Origin of the sequence: Pseudoalteromonas sp. 78C3 (genome assembly GCF_002836695.1) — a bacterium.
GTDB lineage: Bacteria > Pseudomonadota > Gammaproteobacteria > Enterobacterales > Alteromonadaceae > Pseudoalteromonas > Pseudoalteromonas arctica.
The window spans coordinates 1-916 of sequence record NZ_PJAV01000046.1; the positions used below are offsets into that span (position 1 = coordinate 1).

Consider the following 916-nt stretch of genomic DNA (forward strand, 5'->3'; position numbering starts at 1 on the left):
GTCGATGTTTGCAATCGCGTTATCAATAATTGCTAGCGCATCTTGCGAGCCTTTCTGGCTTGTAATATCAACATCAGCAACATCAGTCAATTTACTCGTTATAGCAGCAGTTGCTGATGTTGATGTATCTGCAGTGCTAGTAGTAAATGTCTCAGAAGAATTTAACTGAACAGCACCAGTAATAGTTGCATCAACAGCACCACCACTAGTTAAAAGAAATGCTGTATCATCTGCACCAGCATATCCTTGTGCAACAATGGAAGCTGTAGATGCTACTGCAGCACCTGCTGAACTAACTGCATCAAAGTCAGTTAACTCAATATCTTCACCTTGGTTGTTAGATACGCTTAATACTCCATTTTCAATTGAAGCAGTTACACCATGATCATCTGTACTAGAGTTAATAGCTTCTGCCATAGCTTGTTGGTCTGTAGCAACATCACCAGTTGTAACATATGATACTTTTTCATCATTCAATGAAAAACTAACGGTGCCATCAGCAGCACCTACTGCACCAAGCGTTATTTCAGCTTCAGTACGGGCTTGCGCACTAACACCTGTAGAGCTAGTTACGCTGTTAATTGCAGCTGCGGATTCTTTAGCGGTTGAATTAGCGGCTATGGTTACTGCAGCTGACTCTCGACCATCAACGGTCAAAACACCACCAACTACTGAGTTTGCTGCACTAGCAGAACCAAAGCCAGTATTAGCCGCGCCTTGTAAATTAACTTGGTTAGACCCAATTTTTTCTGCCGCTACACTCGATAGTGATACGTTAATTGTTTCGTTTGCATTTGAACCAATTTGGAATGATTTTGAACCGAAGCTGCCGTTCAATAATTGCTGACCACCAAATGAAGTCGTATCTGAAATACGTGTTAGCTCTGTTGATAAAGCTGATACTTCTTTTTGTAGT

General features: G+C 41.4%; 1 pseudogene. It reads right to left on the minus strand.

The features are described from left to right. Positions 1–916 (minus strand): annotated as a pseudogene (locus CXF76_RS00735) (flagellin); the annotation flags it as partial.